Genomic DNA, 15,717 nt, shown 5'->3' with positions numbered 1-15,717 from the left:
TCTCAGGGAGCAAAGGTCAGGAAGCGGTCGTGGCTCAGGCCGATTTCGATCAGCTGCCCAAGCCCGGTCAATTCAAAAGGAGGTTCCAGGGTATGGATATTCATGTCATGGCGTTGCGCTTCGCGTGTATCCAGAAGACCGCGCCTGAGTGCCGAAGCGACACAAACGAATAACTGCGTTTGCTGTTGATCATGGAGCTCACGCCAATGGTTCAACAGGTGCGGCTCATCTCGTGGAGGTGTCATCAACCTGGCAGCGTTGTAGACACCCTCATGATAAAAAAAGACGGTGCCCACACGATGACCGCGTTGCGGTAGCGCCATGGCAAAGCGCAACGCCGAATGAGCTGCCTGTTGGCTATAAGGGCCTCCCAGTACCAGCAAGGCATAATTCATCGTTGAGGCATCTCCCTGACACAATGACCCCGCACCCTGGCGGGCACGGGGCCATCAGATTACTCCGTTCGCTACCTGGTTGCAGCCGCTCAGTCGTCAGACATGACACCGAGAATCGACAGCAGACTCACGAAAAGATTGTAGATGGCGACATATAGAGAGATGGTGGCAATAATGTAATTGGTTTCGCCGCCATGAACGATACGGCTGGTTTCAAACAGGATCATGGCTGAAGCGAACAGCACAAATCCTGCCGAGACGGCCAGTGCCAGGGCTTCAATCTGGAAGATCATGGCCGCCACCATGGCCAGGACAAGCACAATGGCGCCTGCCATGATGAAGTTACCGAGAAAGCTGAAATCCTTGCGAGTGACCAGTGCCACGGCAGACAGCCCCACAAAGGTCAACCCGGTCATTCCCAGAGCCAGCCCCACGATCTGACCACCGTTGGGGAGGGAAAGGTAAAGATTGAGCATTGGCCCGAGCGTGAATCCCATGAAGGCCGTAAAGGCAAAAATGGCAGCCAGGCCGGCAGCAGAGTCCTTGCACTTGTGGACCAGAAACATCAATCCATAGGCGCCGATCATAAAGATGAAGATATTCATCTGACCTACACCCATTGCCATGGCGCCCCATGCTGAAGCAGCCGAGACGAGCAACGTCATCGACAGCAGCATGTAGGTATTACGCAATACCTTGTGATTCGACAGCGAAGCAGTGCTTGTCTGCGAAACATCGTAGGTTCTATTGGCCATTACAGCTCTCCTTCAATACCCTGAATCGGACCCGGCGGGTGCACAGCATGCAGACTCCCCATGGACTCCGCAAGACATCACCTTGACGGAATGCTTGTGGCTGGTATGATTGCTCGCCGTGAGCCGGAGGGATGGCAGAGTGGTCAATTGCACCGGTCTTGAAAACCGGCAGGGGTTAACGCCCCTCCAGGGTTCGAATCCCTGTCCCTCCGCCACCTTTTCATTCCTGCCAGTACTGGTGAAAATCCGGTTTCCTGCCCAGACAAGCCGTTACCAGCAAGACTGTGACAGATAATTTGCTTTTGCCGTTCCCGCCTGTTGTTTCTGCCTATCAAATTGATGGATATCCTGTTTCCGGTCAATATGCCGTCAAGCTGTGCGTAAGCTTCCTGTTCATGCTCGCAGGGAATAAGCAATGTCTTTTGCGCGACTTGCAGAAGAGAAAGTCTTGCCCGGTCTGAATACTTGAAAGCAGTACACAATGCTCTCCCCCAAAAGGAGCATTTTCAATGTCTGACATATGCATGACACTCGTGCTGTCTGCTTAAAAGCCAACAGTCACTGATAAATGCATACTGACGCTGAGTAAGCAGTTCCATTAAGTAGATCAGGGAGCTGCAGGGCATGATTTATCTGGCGGGTTATGTTTTAACAATGAGTGTCATGGGTGTATTCGTCCTTGGGGCGCTAAAGGTCGGGTCAGGCAGCGGACACTATATGGAAGAGTGAGGTCTGACGACCTCCCGGATTCGCTTATTACTGTGCAGGGGCTCGTCGTGATGGCGGGCCCTTGTCGTATCCTGCGACGCTATTGTACAAAAGGACCTGTGTGATGGTCCGCCAAGCTTCAGTAGACCAGTATTTCGGTATGTCCACAGTTCCAGCAGTGCCATTCCCGATTGTCCGCGCTGCGTGAGACACAATCATCCCATTGACATGCCGGACACTGCAGGCTGGCATCAAAGATATCTTCGCTACCTGGTCGCCTGGTGCCATTCATGAGGGCAAGTGTCCTGCAGGAATTGCCCGCTTGGTGACCTCCTGCTTCGAGCTGACAAAGCGCTCCTCTCTCCTTTCTGTATCGGATGTCATGGAATGGCGCAGTCACGATGATGGCATGTCGGTCGCAAGTTGCCGCGAAAACGCCATGCGCATGTTGCTGACGGGGATCGGAACTGGAGTGATCAGGATATTTCATATCTCGGCTCTGATGCATTACGTTCACGCTCTGATACGTCTAACAACTTATGATTAACATAGTCTGACACCGCTTTTAGCATTTTGAATAGCCCCGGTCATCCCCCTGGCATCAAATGAACCATACTTTTACTCTTTGCACGCCTCATGAGACCTTGCGCGCTGTCGGGTAGCGCCATGCCAATGGGCAGCCAGGCATTGCAGCCAGAACCTCTCTTGCCTAATCTTTGAAAAGCCATTCGAGTCAGGGAGATGAGCATATGACGGGTGATAAAGGACGTGGCTTTACCCAGGGCAACATGAACCGTGAAGGCTTTCACAAGGAAGGCAGGATGTTCAGCCCTGGTGATCGTCCGGGGCACGCAGGAGAGTTTCAGGAGTGCGATGCTCAGGGCAACCTGCTCGATCAGGAACACCGTATTCAGCTTGATAGTGATGACGAACCATTACCCTCTACATGGAACAAGGACAATTTCTGGAAGATGATGAACTAAGCTTAACAAGTCATTTTATAGTCTGATCTCCGGCATAATGCCGGAGATCACATGTCAGGCCCGAACCCTGGAAGAAAATCGATGCGTCCTATCCTGATGACTGCAGCGCTGAGTCTGGTGGTATTAAGTGGTTGTGCTGGGATTGAACATGATACTGCTCACGCCCCGGATGCCGATCAGCCCCCGGTGGCAGCCCAGGTCAGTGGTACGGTGAATTGTGCGAAATGTCCGGTCCAACCATTGGAGCTGACGCTTTATGCTCCTACACGCTTCAGTCCTGAAAGCTTTCAGTTAAAACTGGCCAATGAAGATATGAAAGCTCATGACGAGCAGACATTTCAGCCCTCTACTGGCAGTGTCTTTCGAATCAGTGGTGGGCAGCAGTACCCCGGTCAACAGTTGCTGATGCTGGTAGAACCCATCAATCAACAGGTCATGTTGCTGCTTCCCTTGCAGGAGCAAGGCTTTCGTGTCTTGCGTTATGAAGGTCAATCGATTACCGGAGCTTCAGTACTGAAACCCGAGAAAGTTCAGCCGGCATCATCATAAAGAATTTGGGCTACAGAAGGTTCGCATGACTGCATGGCGAACTTCAGCCGTGCAGTCTGAGGCCTACGCGCAATACCTGATTCCCTTCCACTTCCTGTACCACCCAGTGAATGCCGTGCCAGTCAATATCGTCACCCACAACCGGATTGCCACCGACCCGACGAGAAATGAACTCGCCTAGCGTATTATCACGTTCATTGGGTGAGAGCGTAAGGCCGTAGGCATCGGCGATATCTGACATGGCGGCGCTCCCTTCAAGCGAAAAGGCGCCATAGAAGTCACGCTCTCGCTTGAGTTCGGCCTCACCGCTGAATAGCCGATTAAGCGCTGGTAGATCTGCTGTGCGCCCGATCACACAGGCGACATCCTTCGCCTGAGGGCGTGTGCTGCCCTTGGGATGAATCATTTCATGGTTGCGAAACAGCGCAGCCATTGTAGCCCCCGATGGAAAACGCAACATGCGCAAGGGGGTGTTCTCGACCCGCTGGCTCTCGATTCGATAGACGAACATTTCATAGTCATCTTCCGGCAGAATCCCCAGCAGTTGCCGCCTGGCCGGAGCTGTCGCGGGAGGCAGACTTACTTTCAGGCGGCGTGCGACAGGCCCCAGAGTAGTCCCTTGCAACATCAGTGAAATCAAGACCACAAAAAAGGCGATATTGAAATAAAGGGATGCATTTGTGACACCGGCAATAACAGGAAAAATGGCCAGCACAATGGGTACCGCTCCGCGCAATCCTACCCAGGCAATAAAAAAGAGTTCTCGCCAGCGAAAGCCGAAAAAGGGTTTCAGACAGATCAGTACTGCCAGTGGCCGGGCCACGAAAATCAGTGTCAGAGCAACCAGAATACCCGGCGCCGCATAGTCGATCATCTCGCTTGGTGTCACCAGTAAGCCCAGCGTCAGAAACAGACCGATCTGACTGAGCCAGGCCAGGCCATCATGAACAGGAAGAATAAACTCCAGATGACGGCCCCTTGTATTGCCGATCATCAGACCTGCCAGGTAAATGGCCAGAAATCCGCTACCACCCAGCAGGTTGGTCACTGAAAACAGGATAAATCCCATGGCAGCTGTCAGTAGTGAATAAAGACCGGGAGCGAGATCCAGCCATTTAAGCAAGCGTGCCAGTAGCAGGCCGCCCCCAAGACCGACTGCCAGGCCCACTCCAAACTGGCTGATGAACAGCCAGAGGCTGTCCGATAGACCTCTGCCGGTGCCCGTCAGCAGTTCAGAGAGCAACAGCGTCAGAAAAATCGCCATTGGATCATTGGTACCCGACTCGATTTCAAGCGTGGCACCTACGCGCTCATTGAGATGAATGCCCTGGCGGCCCAGCATCGAGAAAACGGCTGCAGCATCGGTTGAACCCACGATAGCTCCGACCAGTAATCCTTGTAACAGATTGAGATCGAAGACCCACATGGCAATCAGGCCTGTTAGCCCGCTGGTGATAAAGACACCCAGTGTGGCCAGAGAAAGTGCAGGTCGAAGCCCGACACGAAAGGTCTTCATGCGGGTGCGCAGCCCCCCGTCCAGCAGAATCATGGCCAATGCCATCTGCCCGATCAGGTAGGCCTGGGAGTAGTCCTGAAAATCGATCCCGCCTATACCATCGACCCCGGCCAGCATGCCGATACCCAGAAACAGGGGTAACAAGGGCATGCCCATTCTGGCCGAGAGTCGGCTGGCCAGAATACTCAGGGTCAGCAGCAAGCCGCCGATCAGGAAAAGACCGTTGAAATCACTCACGTCTCACAATCTTTGTTCACTTTGGTTGTTCGCAGAAGCCTGGCCGGTTCAAGTATTCAGCCAGACAGGCTGATCACGCATCAGGGGCCACGACATCGGGCCAAACACCTCAAGACAGCATAATATCCCGCGATGATGCAGACGATATGACTCAATATCGGGGATCGCCCCATATCTTTGATAAGCGCGACAAAAGGATTGTCGCAATGAGCTGTTGACCAGCAACAACTCCAATAGTGTCCAATCGAACTCAATGGGCGCCATGACCAATGCTTCCCAGTCGCTCCAGAACCCATCGGTTGCGCTTTCGAGAAATTGGTCAGCACGCAGATCCGGCAGGCACCATGTCGCCCTCTTCGGCGAGGCAAGGGGGATGTCAGCCAACGCCTGAAGCGCCTGGGCATCCGCTTGTTGCAAAAACTTGCGAACTCTTGTTGGCCATAGGTCAAGCGAATGCCGTCCGGACAAAGGGTGTCCGAACCAGTCGGCAGTCTCACGGTGTAGCAGGCCTATCTGATGACCCAGTTGCTCTGCAAATTGTTCCGTCCAGCGCGCTTGCTCTGCCTGTCGCCAGGGCAAACTCCAGACCGGGGCTTGCTGAAGATAAGCCAGAAAAGTGAGCGGCACCGGCAGTAGAGGCAGGTCGGGGGGCAGCATACCGGCCACCCGGGGCAGCATTCGTGCATGTTGCCAGCGATCGAACCCGAACAGCTGCCATATACCCCTCCAGAAGGGAGATTCGATGCCGGTACGTGCCAGCTTGATCAACTCTGGCGAGAGCCCACGACTTTTCCAGCACCAGTTGGAGGCATCTGGCCAGGCCAATGGCAATGCATCAAGCTCACGATCAATCAGCATGGCGAGGCGGTTGGTCAGACTTTCATCGGGATGCATGCGCAGCTTCGAAACTCACTGACAATTTTTTTACTGGCTGGCCATGAACACGCCATGACCGGAAGCACTGGGCGAAGTCCAGCATGACATATACACTGTCAGTTGTCTGGATGGGGGTGCCCTGATGTCAATGGGCTGAGAGTGGTAACACAACCCCTGAGTCGTGAAAGACTCGCAACCTGATCCGGTTAATACCGGCGGAGGGAATTCCGGACCGTGCCGAGGCACGCCCTTCGCCTCGACATGGAGATTGTCGATGCCATCTACTTCCGCTGATGCGGTGGCGCCACCTGCCGTACAGCTGAATGATGTACACCTTGTCTACGATGACATGCCCTTGTTCGAACATATCGAACTGGAGCTTCCGGCAGGGAGCTGGACCTGTCTGCTGGGGCGCAGCGGTTGTGGCAAGAGTACCCTTTTACGCCTGATTGCCGGGCTGCCAACGGGTGGTCAACCGAGCTTCACTCTCGGCACCAGCGATCACCTCCCTCTTCAGAACCGTATAGCCTGGATGGCACAGCAGGATCTGTTGCTTCCCTGGAGCCGGGTAATCGATAACGTCACCCTGGGGAGTCGGCTGCGCGGCCATTCACCGGATTATCAACGTGCCCAGGAATTATTGGCTGCTGTGGGGCTGGCACATACCGCCCGGCGGCGTCCGGCTGCGCTCTCCGGGGGGCAACGCTCTCGCATTGCGCTGGCGCGTACACTCTATGAAGGCGCCAGTGTGGTGTTGATGGATGAGCCTTTTGCTGCTCTCGACGCCATCACCCGTCTGGAGTTGCATGAGCTTGCACTCCGTTTGCTGGCAGGGCGAACAGTACTCATGGTCACCCATGATCCTTCGGAAGCATTGCGCCTGGCAGATCGCCTACTACTCATGCATGGCATGCCGGCTACGCTGTCGAGTCATCAGGCACCTTCCGGAAGGCCGCCACGAGACATCAATGATAGCGAGCTGATCGATCACCAGCGCCATTTGCTTGCGCTGCTCCAGTCGAATGAGGCAGTTCAGGAAACGGAGTATTCCTGATGATGTTACGTCTCATGCACCGCTGGTCTTTGTTCGCCCCCGCGTTGCTCGGTATCACCCTATTGGTGGTGGGTTGGCAATTGCTCGTAATGTTGTTCGACCTGCCCCGCTATATTCTGCCGGGCCCGGAACGCGTGGCGATGACGCTCTGGGCGAATCGTGTACTGCTGCTTCACCATGGCATGATTACGCTGGTGGAAATCATGGTCGGGTTTTGCCTGGGTGTGTTGCTGGGTGTCATGACCGCCCTTGCCCTGATCATCATGCCGACACTCCGGCGTACCTTGTTGCCATTGTTGCTGATCACCCAGGCAATTCCGGTTTTCGCATTGGCTCCGATCCTTATGTTGTGGTTCGGCTACGGCATGTTGTCCAAAATCATCATGGCCATGCTGATCATCTATTTTCCTGTAACCTCCAACAGTTATGACGGGCTCCGTCAAACTCCGCAGGAATGGCTCGATCTATCAACGACAATGGGCGCCACTTCACTACGGCGACTTTGGTACATTCGTATCCCCGCTGCACTACCTTCATTTGCTTCAGGGCTGCGCATGGCCGCTACAGCTGCCCCGATCGGCGCCGTGATCGGTGAGTGGGTCGGCTCGAGTGCTGGCCTAGGGTATCTGATGCTTCAGGCCAACGGACGTATGCAGACGGATTTGATGTTTGCGGCACTTGTAGTGCTGGTGATATTTGCCGTTGCCTTCTATTTCCTTGTCGACGGGCTATGTCGCAGGTTGCTGCCATGGCAACCGGACCGTCGCCATAACGATGACTGATCAACCCGGAGACCAGCCATGAACCAGCGGTTTTCCCCTTTCATGAGTCGACGTCGTGTTACCCAGCTGTTGGGTCTGTCATTGCTTGCGCCACGGGTCTGGGCAAGTGAAAAATCTTCCGGGGAGGGTCTCGGGGCCGCTTCGGCCAATGGGCAGGGTAAAACGCATTCTGATAATGCACTTTCACCACCGCCGCTGGATACCATGAATGTCATGCTTGACTGGTACGTCAACCCCAGTCATGGCCCGCTGGTGGTGGCTGCCCAGAAAGGATTGTTCGAAGAGTACGGACTGGATGTCCAGCTCTCGACACCGGCTGACCCCAGTGCCCCACCCAAGCTGGTTGCCGCCGGACGCAGTGATCTGGCTGTCAGTTATCAGCCACAATTGCATCTGCAGGTTGACCAGGGGCTACCGATTTTACGGGTAGGGACTCTGATCGGTACACCATTGAATATCCTGATGACACGGGCCGATGGAAGTGTTCAGCAGCTCTCTGATCTCAAAGGGAAGAAGATCGGCTATTCAGTAGGAGGAGTAGAGGAAGTGCTGTTGGAGGCCATGCTGCACCATGCTGGCCTGACCATGGAGGATGTCGAGCTGGTCAATGTCAACTTCTCCCTGACGCCCGCACTGATCAGTGGTCGTGTTGATGCCGTGACAGGAGCATTTCGAAATTTTGAGCCTGCTCAGATGGCCCAGGAAGGCGTCAAGGGACATCCTTTCTATATTGAGGAGGAAGGCGTTCCTCTCTACGATGAGTTGATTCTGGTCGCCAATGCGGAAGCACTGCCAAAACAACGAGATCGGATCTCACGCTTTCTCAAGGCAGTTGAGTTCGCCACCATGTGGATCATCAATCATCCTGAAGAGAGCTGGGAAGTCTTCAAGTCGTGGGATGCTTCTCTCGATAATGAAGTCAATCGCAAGGCATGGGATGCCAGTTTGCCACGTTTTGCGCTGCGACCTGCTGCCGTCGATGCGAGACGCTATCAGGAATTCGGTCAGTTTCTGAAAGAACGTGGTGCCATAGAGAAAACGGCATCTCTTGAAGAGCTGGCGGTGGATGTCAATCGAATACCCAGCAAATAGCGCGGCAATTACACGCGTGGGCAAAAGCTGTTGCAGGAGATGGAAACCCGATCTCTCTAATATGTTCAGGGCGGCAGGCAGTCAACGCTTCCATGACAGTCGATCATTGCGCATGATGGGCAGCCCGCTATACAGGCTTTGACGCCGGGGGCGGTAGAGCCAACCTGAACAGGCACAATCCTTATTATTATACTCAACTTTTATGTGTTATTTTTACCCTGTTCGGTGAATAACCCGAGAGTCGCGAGAGCCACATGAATCTAACGCCCCACCACGAACACTTCGAGCGTGTTCGCCAGGATCATCAGCGCGAACTGGTCGAAGATTATGTGGAGGAAATTGCGCACCTGCACCGTCATCTTGGGGAGGCACGTGCCAGCGATCTTGCCGAGCGTTTTGGTGTCAGCCCTGCTGCGGTTTCGAAAGTTGTCTCAAGGCTCAAGCGTGATGGCCTGGTGAATGCTCGCCCCTACCGGGGCATCTTCCTGACCGAGTCAGGAGAAGAGCTGGCTCAAAAGGTAGCTTCGCGCCATCGGGTGGTGCTTGATACCCTGGTGGCACTGGGTGTACCCGACGCAGTAGCGCGTGCCGACTCTGAAGGCATCGAGCACCATTGCAGCGATGAAACCGTTGCAGCCATGCATCGTTTCCTGCAGGAAAATCCCGAATTGGCTGCTCGGGCACGCGGTAACCGGGAAACTTCAGATCGCTGATTCAAGCTCATGTTCTTCGCTGGCGCATAATCCCCTTTTTTCGGAGATCCTGTGCCGACACGAACGTAGCGTGTCAGAGCTGTCTTCTTTCAATGCCGCCTGATTCCGTTTTGTCCCATTTGCCACTGGCCGATACTCCGCTGACCTTTCTTGATCTGGAGACTACCGGCACCCGCGCTACTCGAGATCGCATTACCGAAATCGCGGCTCTGCGTGTTCTGGACGGTAACGTGGTGGATCGTTTCGTTACTCTGGTAGATCCCGGGGTCTTGATTCCGCCCTCCATTACTGCACTGACTGGCATCAGCAACGAGATGGTACAAGGGCAGCCTGCCTTTGAAACCATTGCCGATGAATTCTACCGCTGGATCGATGGCAGTATCCTGGTGGCGCATAATGCGCGATTCGACATCAGTTTTCTGCGTAACGAATATCGCCGCCTGGGTGTTCGATTTGGTGCTCGGGTAATCTGCACGCTCCGACTCTCCCGTCAACTTGAGCCTGATCACTATCATCACAGTTTGGGAGAGTTGCTTCGTCGGCATGATCTCCTGAGTGCTTCACGCCACCGCGCACTGAGTGATACCAAAGCCCTGTTATCACTTTGGCAGCACTGGAGCAGATATCATGCCGCCGAAAAGATCGAATCACTGGCTGTTGGGCAATTTCGTAATCGGAGCCTGCCTGCACATCTCGACCCCCATCTGCTCGACGAACTACCGACCCGACCGGGTGTCTATCTTTTCCTGGGCCAGGATCGGATGCCTTTGTACATTGGTAAAAGCGTCAACCTGCGCTCCCGAGTACTAAGCCATTTCAATAGCGATTATCGCAATGATCGTGAAATGAAAATCATGCGTCAGCTGCATCATCTGGAATGGCATGAAACCGCCGGTGATCTGGGTGCACAACTGCTTGAAGCGCGACTGATCAAACAATTATCACCGATCTACAATCGAAAGCTCAGACGACAATCCACACTGAAAACGTGGTGTTGGCGGCAATCTGCCGGTCGCCTCGAACTGGCTGGACCCGAGGCTTTGGGAAGTACAGAGGAAGACATGACATTCGGCATGTTTCGCTCTCGGGGAGAAGCTACACGAGCATTACGTCAGATTGCAGAGGAGCACAGGCTCTGCCCACGCATCCTCGGTCTCGAAAGCGGCCGGGGCCGATGCTTTTCGCATCAACTCGGTCGCTGTCGTGGAGCCTGCTGCGGCGAAGAGTCCATCACGTCACATACCGAGCGACTGCTTGCCGCACTTGAGAAACTGCGCATCCACCACTGGCCGTGGCCCGGACGTGTGGCATTCCGGGAATGTGATGATCAGGGGATAGCGACTTATCATCTGGTGGACCAGTGGCGGTATCTGGGAAGTGTCACTCACCTTATGGATGCGCCCGAACGTAAGAAGCCGACCGCTTTTGATGCCGACACTTATCGCATCCTTCACCGCTTCATGACCGAATGCAATAACAGTAACGATATTATCGTCCTGGACTGATGGTGGCTCGGGTTATCAGCCAGTTGTCATGAACCTGTCAACGCTCTGCCGAAAGCCCTCCGGTTGTTCTGCATGTAACCAGTGGCCAGCTCCTTTCAGAGTTTCAATGTGCGCTTGTGGCAGTATCTGCATGATGACATTGCGGGCGCTGTCGGGCACGTAATCGGATCGCTCACCACGCAAAACGAGTACCGGACCAGGATAAGCCTCTTCTCCTCCAGGGGGGGCTACAATTGCACTGTAATCCGTTTCAATTTCTTCCAGACCCACGCGCCATACCAGTATGCCCCATTCATCACGGACCAGGTTGGTCGCAAGAAATTGTCGAATGGTGGCAGTATCGATAACTTCCTTCATTGCATCATCCGCTTCGCGACGCGATTCGGGTTGAGCGTCCTCGACAGCATGCATGGCTTTGAAGATGTCTTCATGGCCATGTTCATAAGCCATGGGGGCAATATCAGCCACGATCAGGCGTGAGATGCGCTGCGGATATCGACGTGCCAGTGTTATCGCTACCTTGCCGCCCATGGAATGGCCCAGCAGTGAGCATTGCTCTATATCCAGCTGATCCAGAACACGAAGTACATCGAGAGCCATATCCTCGTAATTCATGCCCCGCGCATGAGGAGACTGCCCATGGTTACGCAGATCCATGGCAACCACCCGGTATTTCTCCTGCCAGCTACGGATGTGTGAGCGCCAGTTATCCAGACTGCCAAACAGACCATGAAGGATTACCAGAACCGGTTTCTGGCCACCCGTATCCATATGATGCAAATCCAGCGTCATACCTTTTATCCTTTCACCGGAAACTCTGCTGCCCGAGTGTAGCATCGCTTCCGGAACACGACCCGTGATGCTACCCGTTCGGTAAGGACTATCTGTATTTCGGGAAAAACCAATCAGTTCAAGCGGGGTTTCCAACTCCTGAGGGTTCTTCGGGCCGTGTGCTGAAAAAGGACTTTCCTAACCGTTAAAAAAGCGTTAAATCAGATCATGGACAACCATCATCGGTTTATTGATCATTCGGTGAACAACGGGTGCGAGCCCTTCGTACTCTGAATTTCCCGAAAGGAGTCCTCATGAGCGCATGTCCCTCAGCACCTCTCGCTGCGGCAGGGTGCGAAATGGTCATCGAGTCCGCTTCATTACTCAAGGCAATGGCCAATGAGAATAGATTGCGTATTCTCTGCCTGCTTAGGGAGGGTGAAATGTCGGTTTCCGAACTCAATACCAAGCTCGATCTCAGTCAATCGGCACTCTCCCAGCATCTTGCAGTATTGCGTAGGGAAGAGCTGGTCAATACTCGCCGAGCCTCGCAGACCATTTACTATTCGCTGCGGGGGAAGCAAGCTATTGCTGTTATCGATACCTTGACAGGACTGAACCGGTCCTGACAGGACAGCGCTGACGCTGACAATTGACAGTGTCAGCGCTGAACTCTATTGGTGGTCCCAGCGAGATGCAGTAACTCGCTCGATGGCTCGATCAACCCCTCGCTCTACTGCTTTGCTGGCTGTACGACCAAGCCGCTCCATTACCGAGCGCTTCGATTTCAATGCTACTTCCAGAATGCGAACATCCTCGCCACGGCTTTGGAGCCAGGCTTCACTGGTGTTCACCTCATCAATCAGCTTGTCCTTGAGCGCCTGGCGACCAAACCAGATGTCACCATCGGCAACCTGCTCGATATCGAGTACCGGCCTATGCTCACTGACCCATGACTTGAAGAGTTCGTGAGTTTCATGCAGATCCTCCAGGAATCTGGCCCTTCCCTCTTCGGTGTTTTCTCCCAGTACAGTCAGGGTGCGCTTGTAACGTCCGGCTGTCAGTACTTCGACATCGATATCATTACGCTTCAACAGGCGATGTACATTGGGTACCTGAGCTACTACTCCGATCGAGCCAATAACGGCAAACGGCGCCGCAATCAACCGATCAGCACAGCAGGCCATCATATACCCGCCGCTGGCCGCTACCTTGTCGACACAAACTGTCAATTTGAGCCCGGCTTGCTTTAGCCTGTCGAGTTGAGCACTGGCCAGTCCATAGGCGTGTACCAGCCCTCCCCCCGATTCAAGACGCAGCATGACTTCGTCATCGCTTTTGGCAGCCAGTAGAATACTCGAGATCTCTTCAGTCAGAGCGGGTATGCGTGATGCCTTGAGATCGCCATGAAAATCCAGCACCCAAAGTGTTTTGCGATGATCACCCGTACGATCACGCTGCTCGCGTTTGGATTGTTTGCGTCGCTGCTTGTGTTGGCGAATTCGTTGAGCCCGAGACAGTTTTGCATCCTCGAGCGTTTCCAGGTGATGGCGCATGTAGGTGTGACGATTGCGCACCTGCAGGGTAGCTCCCCGATGGCCACCCGCCTGGTTACGAGCCTTTACGATAATCAGCGCAATGGCGGCGACCGCCACTACGAAAGTCATGGCCTCGGCCAGAAATAATCCATATTCGTAAAACCAGTCTCCCACGATATATCCTCATAGATGAGATGTGTAAGGCGGAGATAGCATAAAGCTGTTCCAGACCGGAGCAGCGGACAGTTTACCCGCATTGATCATTCACCCCGGACCAGTCACTCTCTGCCTATCATGTATAACAGCACCACTCTGATTGCCGAACTCAAAAATCGCTTCGACAGTAGCGCTGCACGCGGTCTGCAGGAAGTACTCCAGCTCGAGCTCGATGAAGGCGATACCTGGCACATGATCATCGATAACGGAGAACTTCATTTTGTTCAGGGGATTCACGAAGCTCCTGCCGCCACCCTGTTTACCAGTGCCGAGACACTGGCCAGGCTGATACGCCATGAACTGGGTGGTATACAGGCAGTAATGTCCAGGCAGGTTCGTGTCAGGGGAGATATCATGCTGGTTGCAAGGCTGAGCCGGTTATTCGACAACACAACTCCCTGATCTTCTTCCCGGATTGGAACTGCTCTCTCGCCATGAGTATCACTGTGATGCTTGATTAAAGTGTGGCAGCGTAGTTCCTTCGTGTTTTTTATCTCTGATCAATACCACGCGATACTGTGTAGAAAATTATCGATCAAATGACGTGAAATTGAATATGACGGTGGTAAGCCGGGCAACTGCTCGGGCAAAAACCAATCGGCAGCCTCGATTTCTACACCATCAATGAGCAATTCACGGCTGGAGGCTTCAGCATAATACCCCATCATGAATGAGTGCGGCATTGGCCATGACTGACTGCGAAAATAGCTGATTCGTCCGACCATAACCCCCACTTCTTCAAAGACCTCGCGTTTAACGGCTTCCTCGGCCGACTCGCCTGGTTCGATAAATCCTGCCAGCGTACTGAATCGTCCTGCCGGGAAACGCGGACTGCGTGCCAATAGCAGCTCGCGTCCATGTGTTACCAGGGTAATGATGCAGGGTGAAATGCGTGGATAGCTGCGATGGCGGCATTCCGGACACTCCATGGCAAATTCACCCTGGCGGCGTTTCATGCGTGTACCACAGCGGCCGCAAAAGCGGTGATCATGCGCCCAGCGCACTACCTGTAAAGCTGTCGACACCAGGGCAAAAGAATCCGCATCGAGCCGACTCAGCCAATCCCGCGCCGCGGGCCAGGGAGTTTCGTCCTCAACAAACAGGACGGCGACAGGCGTCTGGTACCAATAACCCAACGCCATGGCGCCCTCAGGCCAGCGAGTGACAGGCTGGAGGACACCGCCATCGCCGTTGTCGGCTATGCCCTGTTCATTGATAAGAATCAGATGGCCATGACGGCAATCGGTTAGTCTGGTGATATCCCGGATCAACATGACATCAGTTGCCCAACTGGTCCCAAAGGCATTGACCACCTTCGCGCAAATGCTCCAGTGCCTGCTGATGAGCCTGCCACTCATCGGCACCAGGTTGTACTACTCGTAATGCGGGGCGGTCCGGTGCCAATCGATGAATACCGCTGACATCCGTTGCACTGGTCTGCTCCCGGGAATTCCGGCTACCCAGTACCAGTGATGTCTGGCCACCAGTCATCGCCAGATAGACGTCGGCCAGAATCTCGGCATCCAGCAATGCGCCATGAAGCTCGCGTCGACCATTGTCTACATCGTATCGTTTGCACAATGCATCCAGCGAGTTGCGCTGTCCGGGGTGGCGCTCACGAGCCAGTTTCAGGGTATCCAGTACACTGCAGTATTCGGCGACCGGGCCCAGTACAGGCTGGCCACGAGTGGTATTGAGTTGTGCAAGTTCATGGTCGATGAAACCGACATCAAAAGGTGCGTTGTGAATAATCAGTTCGGCGCCGGCAATGAACTCCCAGAATTCATCGGCAATATCGGCAAATACCGGCTCGTTGGCCACTCGTTCGTTGGTAATACCATGTACGTCAATGGCTTCCGCATCGATGGCACGCTCGGGGTTGATATACTGATGATAATGGCGGCCTGTCAGACGCCGATTGACCAGTTCAACTCCGCCGATTTCGATTAGACGATGCCCCTCCTGAACCTCGATACCGGTCGTTTCGGTATCAAGCACAATCTGTCTCATATAAAGATTTCTCCTCG

17 protein-coding genes and 1 tRNA gene are annotated in these 15,717 nt (G+C 54.1%); 10 read left to right on the top strand and 8 right to left on the bottom strand.

Annotated features, from left to right (window positions below; all coding sequences use genetic code 11):
• Positions 1-2: 2 nt before the first annotated feature.
• Both tusD and FY550_RS08005 read right to left on the bottom strand, forming a co-directional pair.
• Complete coding sequence (gene tusD, locus FY550_RS08010) at positions 3-395, bottom strand: sulfurtransferase complex subunit TusD (protein WP_070977440.1); 393 nt, start codon at positions 393-395, stop codon at positions 3-5.
• Between the two features lie 89 nt (positions 396-484).
• Positions 485-1,150: a Bax inhibitor-1/YccA family protein gene (locus tag FY550_RS08005; protein ID WP_149054463.1), complete on the bottom strand. Its 666-nt coding sequence runs from the start codon at positions 1,148-1,150 to the stop codon at positions 485-487.
• 125 nt (positions 1,151-1,275) lie between these two features.
• On the opposite strand from FY550_RS08005, the gene FY550_RS08000 reads away from it, so the two are divergent.
• The 3 genes from FY550_RS08000 (at position 1,276) to FY550_RS07990 (ending at position 3,390) form a co-directional block, all read left to right on the top strand.
• Positions 1,276-1,365, top strand: a tRNA-Ser gene (locus FY550_RS08000).
• A 1,242-nt stretch (positions 1,366-2,607) separates the two neighbouring features.
• Positions 2,608-2,841 carry a hypothetical protein gene (locus tag FY550_RS07995; protein ID WP_070977437.1) on the top strand — a complete coding sequence of 78 codons (234 nt, stop codon included), beginning with the start codon at positions 2,608-2,610 and terminating at the stop codon, positions 2,839-2,841.
• 51 nt (positions 2,842-2,892) lie between these two features.
• Positions 2,893-3,390 carry a hypothetical protein gene (locus tag FY550_RS07990; protein WP_139148646.1) on the top strand — a complete coding sequence of 166 codons (498 nt, stop codon included), beginning with the start codon at positions 2,893-2,895 and terminating at the stop codon, positions 3,388-3,390.
• 43 nt (positions 3,391-3,433) lie between these two features.
• Here FY550_RS07990 and FY550_RS07985 read toward each other — a convergent pair whose 3' ends face one another.
• Both FY550_RS07985 and FY550_RS07980 read right to left on the bottom strand, forming a co-directional pair.
• Entirely contained in the window at positions 3,434-5,143 is a 1,710-nt protein-coding gene (locus FY550_RS07985) for a potassium/proton antiporter (protein ID WP_070977435.1), read from the bottom strand.
• A 48-nt stretch (positions 5,144-5,191) separates the two neighbouring features.
• Positions 5,192-6,037: a hypothetical protein gene (locus FY550_RS07980; RefSeq protein ID WP_070977434.1), complete on the bottom strand. Its 846-nt coding sequence runs from the start codon at positions 6,035-6,037 to the stop codon at positions 5,192-5,194.
• Between the two features lie 256 nt (positions 6,038-6,293).
• Between FY550_RS07980 and FY550_RS07975 the strand changes: the two genes are divergently transcribed.
• The 5 genes from FY550_RS07975 to FY550_RS07955 all read left to right on the top strand — a co-directional run bounded on the left by FY550_RS07975 (position 6,294) and on the right by FY550_RS07955 (position 11,165).
• Positions 6,294-7,073 carry an ABC transporter ATP-binding protein gene (locus tag FY550_RS07975; RefSeq protein ID WP_070977433.1) on the top strand — a complete coding sequence of 260 codons (780 nt, stop codon included), beginning with the start codon at positions 6,294-6,296 and terminating at the stop codon, positions 7,071-7,073.
• Positions 7,073-7,855: an ABC transporter permease gene (locus FY550_RS07970; protein ID WP_233350302.1), complete on the top strand. Its 783-nt coding sequence runs from the start codon at positions 7,073-7,075 to the stop codon at positions 7,853-7,855. The genes FY550_RS07975 and FY550_RS07970 overlap by 1 nt, the downstream gene beginning before the upstream one ends.
• 18 nt (positions 7,856-7,873) lie before the next feature.
• On the top strand, positions 7,874-8,947 hold the full coding sequence (locus FY550_RS07965) for an ABC transporter substrate-binding protein (RefSeq protein ID WP_233350301.1): 1,074 nt from the start codon (positions 7,874-7,876) through the stop codon (positions 8,945-8,947).
• A gap of 254 nt (positions 8,948-9,201) precedes the next feature.
• Complete coding sequence (mntR, locus tag FY550_RS07960; RefSeq protein WP_070977432.1) at positions 9,202-9,660, top strand: manganese-binding transcriptional regulator MntR; 459 nt, start codon at positions 9,202-9,204, stop codon at positions 9,658-9,660.
• Positions 9,661-9,770: 110 nt separating this feature from the next.
• The gene (locus tag FY550_RS07955) at positions 9,771-11,165 is read left to right on the top strand and encodes a 3'-5' exonuclease family protein (protein WP_233350300.1); all 1,395 of its coding nucleotides are present in this window, start codon (positions 9,771-9,773) and stop codon (positions 11,163-11,165) included.
• Between the two features lie 15 nt (positions 11,166-11,180).
• Here FY550_RS07955 and FY550_RS07950 read toward each other — a convergent pair whose 3' ends face one another.
• Positions 11,181-11,957, bottom strand: a complete 777-nt coding sequence (locus FY550_RS07950) for an alpha/beta fold hydrolase (RefSeq protein ID WP_149054462.1) — start codon at positions 11,955-11,957, stop codon at positions 11,181-11,183.
• Between the two features lie 293 nt (positions 11,958-12,250).
• Between FY550_RS07950 and FY550_RS07945 the strand changes: the two genes are divergently transcribed.
• A complete protein-coding gene (locus FY550_RS07945; protein WP_070977431.1) occupies positions 12,251-12,565 on the top strand; it encodes an ArsR/SmtB family transcription factor in 315 nt (104 codons plus the stop codon).
• Between the two features lie 45 nt (positions 12,566-12,610).
• On the opposite strand, the gene sohB is transcribed toward FY550_RS07945, so the two are convergent.
• Positions 12,611-13,648 carry a protease SohB gene (gene sohB / locus FY550_RS07940; RefSeq protein WP_149054461.1) on the bottom strand — a complete coding sequence of 346 codons (1,038 nt, stop codon included), beginning with the start codon at positions 13,646-13,648 and terminating at the stop codon, positions 12,611-12,613.
• A 120-nt stretch (positions 13,649-13,768) separates the two neighbouring features.
• On the opposite strand from sohB, the gene FY550_RS07935 reads away from it, so the two are divergent.
• Entirely contained in the window at positions 13,769-14,092 is a 324-nt protein-coding gene (locus tag FY550_RS07935; RefSeq protein ID WP_070977429.1) for an SCP2 sterol-binding domain-containing protein, read from the top strand.
• Positions 14,093-14,190: 98 nt separating this feature from the next.
• On the opposite strand, the gene nudC is transcribed toward FY550_RS07935, so the two are convergent.
• Both nudC and dnaQ read right to left on the bottom strand, forming a co-directional pair.
• Positions 14,191-14,964, bottom strand: coding sequence for an NAD(+) diphosphatase (gene nudC / locus FY550_RS07930; protein WP_070977884.1), 774 nt, complete (start codon positions 14,962-14,964; stop codon positions 14,191-14,193).
• 4 nt (positions 14,965-14,968) lie between these two features.
• Positions 14,969-15,700 carry a DNA polymerase III subunit epsilon gene (gene dnaQ, locus FY550_RS07925; protein WP_070977428.1) on the bottom strand — a complete coding sequence of 244 codons (732 nt, stop codon included), beginning with the start codon at positions 15,698-15,700 and terminating at the stop codon, positions 14,969-14,971.
• Positions 15,701-15,717 lie beyond the last annotated feature (17 nt).

Source organism: Kushneria phosphatilytica (assembly GCF_008247605.1).
Classification (GTDB): domain Bacteria; phylum Pseudomonadota; class Gammaproteobacteria; order Pseudomonadales; family Halomonadaceae; genus Kushneria; species Kushneria phosphatilytica.
Note: the sequence above shows the minus strand (reverse complement) of the source record. Positions and strands in the feature narration are given on the sequence as shown.

What these genes read in the sequence shown, in the direction of transcription:
- FY550_RS07990 (WP_139148646.1), top strand. Translation starts at nt 2,893, where the DNA reads ATGTCAGGCCCGAACCCTGGAAGAAAATCGATGCGTCCTATCCTGATG.
- FY550_RS07950 (WP_149054462.1), bottom strand. Translation starts at nt 11,957, where the DNA reads ATGACGCTGGATTTGCATCATATGGATACGGGTGGCCAGAAACCGGTT.
- FY550_RS07970 (WP_233350302.1), top strand. Translation starts at nt 7,073, where the DNA reads ATGATGTTACGTCTCATGCACCGCTGGTCTTTGTTCGCCCCCGCGTTG.
- FY550_RS07995 (WP_070977437.1), top strand. Translation starts at nt 2,608, where the DNA reads ATGACGGGTGATAAAGGACGTGGCTTTACCCAGGGCAACATGAACCGT.
- mntR (WP_070977432.1), top strand. Translation starts at nt 9,202, where the DNA reads ATGAATCTAACGCCCCACCACGAACACTTCGAGCGTGTTCGCCAGGAT.
- dnaQ (WP_070977428.1), bottom strand. Translation starts at nt 15,700, where the DNA reads ATGAGACAGATTGTGCTTGATACCGAAACGACCGGTATCGAGGTTCAG.
- FY550_RS07965 (WP_233350301.1), top strand. Translation starts at nt 7,874, where the DNA reads ATGAACCAGCGGTTTTCCCCTTTCATGAGTCGACGTCGTGTTACCCAG.
- FY550_RS07975 (WP_070977433.1), top strand. Translation starts at nt 6,294, where the DNA reads ATGCCATCTACTTCCGCTGATGCGGTGGCGCCACCTGCCGTACAGCTG.
- FY550_RS07945 (WP_070977431.1), top strand. Translation starts at nt 12,251, where the DNA reads ATGAGCGCATGTCCCTCAGCACCTCTCGCTGCGGCAGGGTGCGAAATG.
- FY550_RS08005 (WP_149054463.1), bottom strand. Translation starts at nt 1,150, where the DNA reads ATGGCCAATAGAACCTACGATGTTTCGCAGACAAGCACTGCTTCGCTG.
- FY550_RS07935 (WP_070977429.1), top strand. Translation starts at nt 13,769, where the DNA reads ATGTATAACAGCACCACTCTGATTGCCGAACTCAAAAATCGCTTCGAC.
- FY550_RS07980 (WP_070977434.1), bottom strand. Translation starts at nt 6,037, where the DNA reads ATGCATCCCGATGAAAGTCTGACCAACCGCCTCGCCATGCTGATTGAT.
- tusD (WP_070977440.1), bottom strand. Translation starts at nt 395, where the DNA reads ATGAATTATGCCTTGCTGGTACTGGGAGGCCCTTATAGCCAACAGGCA.
- nudC (WP_070977884.1), bottom strand. Translation starts at nt 14,964, where the DNA reads ATGTTGATCCGGGATATCACCAGACTAACCGATTGCCGTCATGGCCAT.